2 protein-coding genes and 3 pseudogenes are annotated in these 7880 nt (G+C 37.9%); 3 read left to right on the top strand and 2 right to left on the bottom strand.

The features are described from left to right. Positions 1-2990, bottom strand: a pseudogene (locus ACFINA_RS09830) (autotransporter outer membrane beta-barrel domain-containing protein); the annotation flags it as partial. Between the two features lie 123 nt (positions 2991-3113). Continuing rightward, a pseudogene (locus ACFINA_RS09835) lies at positions 3114-4277 on the bottom strand (autotransporter outer membrane beta-barrel domain-containing protein); the annotation flags it as partial. Between the two features lie 1362 nt (positions 4278-5639). Between ACFINA_RS09835 and ACFINA_RS09100 the strand changes: the two are divergent. The 3 genes and pseudogenes from ACFINA_RS09100 to ACFINA_RS09110 all read left to right on the top strand — a co-directional run. Beyond that, positions 5640-6767, top strand: coding sequence for a metallophosphoesterase (locus ACFINA_RS09100; protein ID WP_375615464.1), 1128 nt, complete (start codon positions 5640-5642; stop codon positions 6765-6767). A 633-nt stretch (positions 6768-7400) separates the two neighbouring features. Then, complete coding sequence (locus ACFINA_RS09105; RefSeq protein ID WP_375615465.1) at positions 7401-7775, top strand: hypothetical protein; 375 nt, start codon at positions 7401-7403, stop codon at positions 7773-7775. A gap of 13 nt (positions 7776-7788) precedes the next feature. After that, positions 7789-7880 (top strand): annotated as a pseudogene (locus ACFINA_RS09110) (phage tail protein); the annotation flags it as partial.

Below are 7880 nucleotides of genomic sequence, written 5' to 3' on the forward strand. Positions count from 1 at the left end.
TCCTCTTCTTTTCCTAAGACAGATGTTCTGATATTGGCTAAGAGTGCGTTTTGTTTAGCCATATCGGTTAATCCACTATAGAAGAGAGCATTTGGCATGACTAAGTAACTGGCCGTTTGTGCTACAGGGACGATCACACTTGGACCAGAATCCGTTTCAAGAATTTCTTTATGTAAGCGGAAATCCCAGAAATTTTCATTCTTCTCATCAAAGAGGTTTTGCTCAATATCGGCTGTACCATGGCTTGAGTCTGGTCCATAAGCAGTTAGTGTATATTTGTAAGGTTCTCCCCCTAGTGTGGTATAGCCTTTGGCTAATTTAAAGGAGTCTTCCTGTGCTTTTCCTGCAACTTGGATGAGCGAGAGTCCACCTATATTTGAAGGATCAGCAGCATTGACTACACTACTTTCATTTCCAGAATCGCTTTTAATATAAACTGTTGTGGAGCCTGAGACATCACCGTGAATGAGAAGCCTATCGGTTTTTTGATCGGCACTTACTACGCCATCACTCCAAGCAATGTTGAAGTAAATCTTTGCGTCTCCCGTTGCGTTGTAGACTTCTTGCGTGTCTGGTTTACCAGAACCTATATGCAATGTTTGGTAGTGATCTTCTGTTGGTTTCTCAAAAACAATGGAGCTGTTATCGAGATTAAGCGTGGAAATATCAGAACGAGATCTTTGAGCGATATCAAGGAGATTGCCATCAGCATCTTTTTCGTTTTTGCTGATTTTCAACGTCCATTTCGTATTGTTTTTCAGATCAAAACGTACATTTCTGTCTTTAGCAATATTCGCTCTGCCTTCTAGAGTAGACTGATCAGCACTTAAGGTGAAGGTGCCATTGGAGATCGCTTTAACCTCTTTATTGTTCCAATAATTGTCGTTTTTCCAAGATTTTGGATCTTCGAAAAGACCATCTCCTAATAATACGTCGGCATGGATTTCTGAATTTTTGAGACTGACTGTACCGATTGATAAAGTTGGAATATCTTCCATGTTTGTGTTAGTGAAAGCTCCAACAAAAATTCCAGTACCATTTTCAGCGTGAACATCTGCATTTGTCAAATTGATTTCACTGTTTTTACGTTTTTGTGGAACATCTGGATAATCTAGATCAGGATTAGAGAGAGCTATAAATTGCAAACCAGCAACTCCTGCTATCATAGAAGTATTCACGACATCAATATGTCCGTTAAATGCCGCCCATAGTGCAACTTTTTTTGCTTCTATTTTATTTTTGATTGTATTCTCTGCTGTTCCAATATAACCATTCGTCATCTTAATCGTGCTATTATTTCCTGCGGTGAGACCAACATCAAAATTTTGAATGATTGTTTTACCATTTAATTCAATTAAACTATCAGTTTCTGCAACGTTTACACCAACGGTCATTGTTTTACTTTCACCACCAGTTATTGTTAAATCTCCGCTAATGATTTTACTTCCACCGTCTGCATAAAACCCTTCATCAACATTTTGAATGGTTGTTTTGCCCATTAACCTAACTTCACTACCAGAGTCTGATGTCCATATACCAGTGCGTTCGTTGTCGGGGCCTTCAAGTGCTTCACCACCGATTATCGATAAGTTTTCGCTAATGATTTTACCACCATTACCGGCATCGAGTCCGCTCAAAGTATTGTTAATTATTGTATCACCATGCAATTGAATTGTGCTGTCATTGCCACTTACAAATGCACCGCTTCCTTTTCCCTCTGTTGTTAAAGCAACATCTGTGGCATCAATATGCCCACCGTTGATTGCGAATAACGCTGTTTTGTTCGCGGCTACGGATCCTCCCATCATTGTGATGGTGGATTTTGAACCTTCTGCATAGAGTCCAACATTATCAGATGATGTAATGTTTGCATTGTTTTTCAAGATAATCGTACTGCCACCTTCTGCACTTGCTCCTACGTCACGTCCACTAAATGCCCCTCCTGAGATTGTTATTGTCGAATCATGGTCTGCAACTATACTGGCAGCTGCTTGAGTCACTGTTACATCTTTTAAAGTGACGGTACTTTTATCTGCTTTTATTCCAAAGTTTAGTAATGCATCGTCTTTACTATTCGATATCTTTACACCTTCTAGTTTGTTTTCGCTGCTGTTACTGTTTAAGAAGCCAGCACCAACTAGAGAAGTCTTAATGGTTCCTCCAGTCATCTTGATTGCACCATTGTTTAGTATTTGAAGCCCGAGTGCACTATTACTAATCGTTGTATTTCCAAGTAATTCAATTACACTGCCTTCGCCAACAGAAAATACACCAGACGATATATCGTCGTCACTTGGAGCCACATCTGTTACAGTTAGAGCCACATCTGTAACAGTAATATGGCCGCCATCTTCAGCAACCAATGCATTCGCTTTCCCTGTGACGTTTCCTCCCGTCATTGTGATGGTGGATTTTGAACCTTCTGCATAGAGTCCAACGTTATCAGATGATGTAATGTTTGCGTTGTTTTTCAAGATAATCGTACTGCCACCTTCTGCACTTGCTCCTACATTACGTCCACTAAATGCTCCTCCTGAGACTGTTATTGTAGAGTGGTTATCTGCAACTATACCGGCTGCTGCTTGAGTCACTGTTACATCTTTTAAAGTGACGGTACTTTTATCTGCTTTTATTCCAAAGTTCAGTAACGTATCGTCTTTACTATTCGATATCTTCACACCTTCTAGCTTGTTTTCGCTGCTGTTACTGTTTAAGAAACCAGCACCAACTAGAGAAGTTTTAATGGTTCCTCCAGTCATCTTGATTGCGCCACCATTGCTTGTTGTAAGCCCGAGTGCACTATTACTAATCGTTGTATTTCCAAGTAATTCAATTACACTGCCTTCGCCAACAGAAAATACACCAGACGATATATAGTCGTCACTTGGAGCCATATCTGTTACAGTTAGAGCCACATCTGTAACAGTAATATGGCCGCCATCTTCAGCAACCAATGCATTCCCTTTCCCTGTGACGTTTCCTCCCGTCATTGTGATGGTGGATTTTGAACCTTCTGCATAGAGTCCAATGTTATCAGATGATGTAATGTTTGCGTTGTTTTTCAAGATAATCGTACTGCCACCTTCTGCACTTGCTCCTACGTCACTTCCACTAAATGATCCTCCTGAGACTGTTATTGTAGAGTGGTTATCTGCACCTATACCGGATACTGCTTGAGTCACTGTTACATCTTTTAAAGTGACGGTACTTTTATCTACTTTTATTCCAAAGTTCAGTAACGCATCGTCTTTACTATTCGATATCTTCACACCTTCTAGTTTGTTTTCACTGCTGTTACTGTTTAAGAAACCAGCACCAACTAGAGAAGTTTTAATGGTTCCTCCGGTCATCTTGATTGCACCATCGTTTTGTGCTTGAAGCCCGATTACACTATTACTAATCGTTGTATTTCCACGCAATTCAATCATGCTACCAAGGTCATCAGAAGCTACACCAAGTCCATCACCATTTGTTTTTAGGATGACATCTGTGACAATAATATGCCCACCGTATGTTGTCGTTATTGCTTCCTCTTTTGCTGTTACGCTCCCTCCCGTCATTTCGATGATGGATTTTGAACCTTCCGCATAGAGTCCAGCATCATTATATGATGTAATTTTTGCATCGCCAGTTAAAGTGATGTTGCCGCCGTTTTGAGTAAATATTGCTGCTTTTTCTGCATTAAATGATCCTCCTAAGACTTTTACTGTGGAATCATATGCATCTATGGCAGTTTGTGCTTGCGTCACTGTTACATTATTTAAAGTGACATTACTGTTAGTTGCTTTGATTCCATTGATTAGTGGCGCATCATCTTTCCCACTTGATATCACTACATCTTTCAGTTTGTTTTCTTTGCTCTTGCTGTCCAAGAAGAAAGCACCAACTTTGGAAGCTGTAATGCTTCCCCCAGTCATTTTGATTGCGCCACTCTCTTGTGTTTTGAGCCCGATTGTCGCATCATTAATCGTTGTACTAGATAATTCAACCACACTGTTTTTGCCTTGAGACAAGGCACCGAATCCACTTTCGATTTTATTATCATTAGTAGATGTATTAGGGTTATTACTCTTTGCTGTTAGAGTACTACCCGTGACAGTAATATGTCCACCTTCGTCTGCAGATAATGCTGCATCTTTTCCAATTACGCTTCCTCCTGTCATTATAATTTCGCTCTTTTCATCGATGGCATGAAGTCCGTTACCATTAGATGAGGTAACGTTAGTACCGCCATCTACAGTAATGGTGGTGCCGCTCATAGCATATACGCCATCCATTTTACCTTCGAATGATCCTCCGGATACGTTGATTCGAGAATTATTATTTGCGAGTATACCAACTTCTGCGTGCGTAACGTTTACATTTGTTAAAGTGATGTTACTTCCATTATCTGATTGCACTCCAATGAGTTGTGAAATTTCATTTTTATTATTTGATATCACTACATTTTGCAGTATATTTTTGTCGCTGCCGTCAATATAAACGCCAGTTTGAGACGTTGTAATGTTCCCCCCAGTTAGGTTGATGTTAGCGCCGTCTTTTACAGAAATACCGAAACGAACATCAGAATCAGTGCCTTGAATATTTAAGCCATTTAATTTAAGCGCACTGTTAGCACCTTCAACTGTTACAACATACTTATCATTGTTTGTATCTGCATTTGTGCTTTCATTTCCAGTTACAGTTACAGTGCTACCGGTGATTTTTCCTTTGTCTTTTACATAAATAGTCTCGTACGTTTTTCCGGATATATCTTTTTCTTCGTTGGCAACGCCAAGAGTTTCAGCATGTGCAGTGAACTGGATGTTGAATAGGATGATAGCAGCCGCAGCCGTGCATGATAAAAGGGATGTTTTATACACCAGTATTCTCCTTATGAGAGCCCCCAAATATTCATTTCCCCGCAAACTTCATAAGAAGAAGTGAAAATGGATAGTTGTTATTAATTTCAGTAATTGTCCTTATTTGGTAAGATATTTTTGATTTTTTGTCAAAATTAAAAAATAAATAATATTAAATTTGTGTGAATTTATATTGAACACACAATGTGTTTGTAATTATTTATATTATATAATTAAATTTATTGTAAATCTCTATTATAGAAATTATAAATATTATTATAATAATTACATAATTTATATTATTTTTTATAAAGTAATGATATTATTTTCTGTAATACTTATGCATTTTTATAGATTGTCAATGTAAGTGATGACGGTAATACTAAAACACTGTTGCTAGCACTTTTGATTATTTATACCTTATTTATCATAATATTCTAATATATTTGATCTTGATATCCAAAGGAGTTTGATGTTCTAGTATTAAGAATACATTTTTTCTCCTGTTGGGGATATTTTAATAGTATACGACTAAGTTTTTATAAGCTGTTGATGTATCGATGACATTTGAAAGAGCAAGAGCCCAAGCTTATAAATCTTAATCAATGAAGATGCTTCAAGTTGAAGGCTTTAAATCAACAGTGCTTTTATATCATCAAAGTGCACTTTCATTGAAGAATCATTGCTTTCATTATTTTGAATTTTTGACATATTCTTGACAAGAAAATTTAAAAAATTACTTCTGAGAAAATTTTTATAATACAATAAAATATGTAACGTTTTTATGGTGATAGGTTTATGAGATATAAAGTTAAATTGGTAATCACCGTGATTGCTTTTACTCTCTCTGGTTGTTTTAACCTTGATTCTGAAAAGTTAAGAAGGGACAAGAGGCTTTATCATGATGCATTTATGTGGCCTATGAAAGAAAAGTCTCTTGAGAAAAATTATACTGCTATCATCATGGCTGATCCGCAACCGTGGCGTTTAAACTCTGGTGATGCCAATGGAGTATCAAACAGAGAGCCATGGTTAAAGATAAATGAGCAAGTTGCTGGTGTGATAAAAGTGCACAAGGCTGCGTTCCATATTGTCAATGGTGATCTGACGGAGTTTGGACAACAAAAAAACTATGATGATTATAAAAATGTTTATAAAACTCTTGGAGCGCCTGTCTATGAGGGGCTAGGGAATCACGATTATGCCAATAATGTTGGTAATTGTACAAATCCTCAAGAATTCAATTTTTACAAAGATGCTTGTGCTATAAGTGCAGTTTCAAGAATGGTATCGGAAATCAAAAAATACCGTAGTCAATTATTGCATTTCAATGCAGATGTTACTGAAAGTTTGGTTCCCATTTCGGGTGGAAATGTTCGCTTGGTAAGGGGGAGTTTGAGTTATTCTTGGGATTATGGAGATGTTCATTATGTGCAGCTTCACAATTATCCAAGCTATACTGTTGGTTTGAAGGGGAAGTCTACAGAAGTGCAAATCAATAAATCTTTAGATTGGCTTAAGAACGATTTAGCTGCTGCTGATGCAAGAGGTAAAGTGACAATCATTAATTTTCATGATGCGCGTGCTGCTTCCATTGATGGTGAATCCTTTTTTATTCGTAAAAAGAATGCTAAAGATTTGTCGGTCTTTAAGTCAATTGTTACCTCTCATAATGTTAAAGCAATCTTCGTAGGTCACACGCATTATCAGTCCTATTGCCGTGCGAAAAACGATAAGGTTTTTGGAAATATCCCTATCTATACAGCTGGTGCGCTTTTTAATGGAGATTATTACCTCATAGATGTGAAAGGCAAGACAATTCACGTTAAAGCCTATAATGGAGAAATAGGAAAACCGCTTTTAATTAAAGATCTTGGTGTTATAGGGAAAGACACCCAATTTTCGGCAAGTTGCAGTAAGTTATAATAGAATTTGTTTCTTTGTCTTAAAGCATGAGGGAAAAAACGTATTATATGTGCGGATTTGAAGAGCAATGAGAGTATCTGAGTGTTACTTAAAAATAGAATAAAAAATCAGACATATTTTTTTCAAAGCTGCTGAGATTTCAGGTTATACGCTATAAGTGCAATGGTTTAATGTGAACGGAGCTTTAATACAAAGCGGAATAATGGTTTGTTATTCTATTTTTCCTTTTAGGCTTTCATCCTTGAAGCAAAGGGGAGTTTGTCAAGGGTGTGTTCATAATTTGCTAGCACATGTTGTCCAGAATTATCAAGAAGGCTGTTTCTATTAGTTTGTTGCGGTATAATTATCAAGTTATGCCCTTTGTTAGAGTTTATAATATCTACTCATGGGCAACTCTTTTTCATAAGAAAAGCTTTTTTTATACGTAAGTAAATCGTTACAATAATATGATACAAATATTGGAGTCTGTTTATAGCTGTTATGGTTTCATGCAATTATCCTTAGATGACTCTCACGTGTCTTGGCAGTTTTATCTTTGCTTTGAGAGAGGTGTAAAAAGGGGATTTTAAGAAGTTCCAGTTTAGAAAGAGTTTTTTTACACAGGAAAAGCTCTCGGAGGGTGCCAAGGCTGGTATGGAACAAGCCGGCGAAGATCTGGCTAATTCGATTGTCGATGGCTTTATGTCATCTATCTCACAATTGATGGATTTTTGTAAATCTTTGCCTAGCCGCATTAAGGGGTGGATTGGTTCCATTGATGTAAGAGAGTTTTTGCCAAGTTTTTTGGGAGGAAAAACAACCATTCAACCGATTGCACAATTTGCGGGAGCTTCTCCTGTAAATTCATCTGCGAGAGAGCAAAGAGACAAAGACCGTTCCCCCATCACACACAATCAAAATGTCACGGTGCATGTCAATGGGGCGCGTGAACCCATGGCCACTGGTCGTGCGGTTGCCCATGCTTTGCAACGGGCACGCGCTAATGCGCTGCATGGCGGGACAGAATAAGGGGAGGGCGTCTATGAGAGATCCTTTACTGATGTTAGGACCACATCTTTTTTATGTGGACTGGCTGAATTTCCAATCCTTTGAGGAAGAGTTTTCTGCTTCATG

Origin of the sequence: Bartonella sp. AC10YNML (genome assembly GCF_042196825.1) — a bacterium.
Classification (GTDB): domain Bacteria; phylum Pseudomonadota; class Alphaproteobacteria; order Rhizobiales; family Rhizobiaceae; genus Bartonella.

Bases quoted from the DNA above. Each gene is read 5' to 3' on its own strand.
- ACFINA_RS09105 (WP_375615465.1), top strand. From the start codon at position 7,401: ATGGAACAAGCCGGCGAAGATCTGGCTAATTCGATTGTCGATGGCTTT.
- ACFINA_RS09100 (WP_375615464.1), top strand. From the start codon at position 5,640: ATGAGATATAAAGTTAAATTGGTAATCACCGTGATTGCTTTTACTCTC.